This window comes from Halorubrum sp. SS7, from assembly GCF_005435055.1.
Taxonomy (GTDB): domain Archaea; phylum Halobacteriota; class Halobacteria; order Halobacteriales; family Haloferacaceae; genus Halorubrum; species Halorubrum salinarum.
On sequence record NZ_SGXV01000091.1, the window covers coordinates 360 to 1,482 of the forward strand.

General features: G+C 67.6%; 3 protein-coding genes. All 3 read right to left on the bottom strand.

Translation table 11 applies throughout. From position 1 onward, the window contains the following. A partial coding sequence (locus EXE44_RS21155) for a hypothetical protein (RefSeq protein ID WP_206750396.1) occupies positions 1 to 295 on the bottom strand: 295 nt, incomplete at its 3' end. Then, positions 292 to 636, bottom strand: coding sequence for a hypothetical protein (locus tag EXE44_RS16760; RefSeq protein ID WP_137693514.1), 345 nt, complete (start codon positions 634 to 636; stop codon positions 292 to 294). The genes EXE44_RS16760 and EXE44_RS21155, both read right to left, overlap by 4 nt. A 1-nt stretch (position 637) precedes the next feature. Next, positions 638 to 1,012, bottom strand: coding sequence for a hypothetical protein (locus EXE44_RS16765; RefSeq protein WP_199233591.1), 375 nt, complete (start codon positions 1,010 to 1,012; stop codon positions 638 to 640). Positions 1,013 to 1,123: the final 111 nt, after the last annotated feature.

Genomic DNA, 1,123 nt, shown 5'->3' on the forward strand with positions numbered 1-1,123 from the left:
TATATTGCCGATGAGTCCCACCGGATGCTTGCTGCGTAGATGTGGGCCTGTCGTGGACCGCCGACTGGGCTTCGGTGTCAGTATATCGGCTGTGGTGATCGGCCGCCGACACACCAGCGAGTTGCCCGTGGTTCGTAACGGTCTGCTCGACCCATGAGCTTCCGGTGTACACGTAGGCGGCGTCTTCTGTGACATGATAGAGGCTCTCGCCCTCCTCGGCGTCGCTCGGGTAGCCGTCCATCACGTAGGTGTAGGGCGGCCCTGACCCGCCGCCGGAAGCCGGGAAGCGGGTCATGCTGTCACCCGCAGATCGAGGTCGACCGGGGTGTCGTTCGACGCAGTGATTCGGACCGCAGCGGCGTCGTAGTCGATGAACGCCACGTCCTCACCGGCCGCGTCGAAGCCGATCGGCGACTCGTCGCCCGGCTCTCTCCACGTCTCACCGTCCGGCGAGAACTCGATCGTGAGCCCCACGGCGCCCTCGGTCGCGATGAACAGCGTCGCCGACGACGCCGCTCCCGTCCCCGTCGAGAGGCTCGCCTCTCTGCCGTCGGAGATGTCCTCCGGGCCGTCCGTGAGGGCCGTACCAGACGCTCCGCGGGCCTTGATCTTTTCCACCTCGCTCTCAAGCCCCACGTCAGGCACCCCCGTTACCGCGGCGTTCGTAGCCGATCGGCTGAACGTGGTACTCCCGCTCGGTGTCGGAGAGGTTCGCCACCTGAACCTCCAGCTCCTGTCCGAACTCGTAGGCCGGGACGAAGCACACGCCGAGATCGTCGATATCGGTCGGCGGGATCGACGCCGGGCCGTAGACCTCCTCGTCGTCCATCGTGATCTCGTAGGTCGACTGCGACCGCTTCGAGACCGCGACGGTCGGGAGCACGAACCCGTCGTTCGTCCGCTGGCGGGCGGTGAACGTCACCGTCGCCTGCTGGCCCGGACCGATGTCGACCGACACCGGCTCGTTGACCGGGATGTCCTCCGCGCTCGGCGCCGGGACCACGTCGGTCACGCTTCACCCCCGTCGCCCTTGCGCTCCTCTTCGAGTCGATCGCGCTCTCCCTCGGAGAGGTCCTCGACCTCCACGCGGGTCCGCGCGCGCATCAGCGCGGCCTCGCTCGCG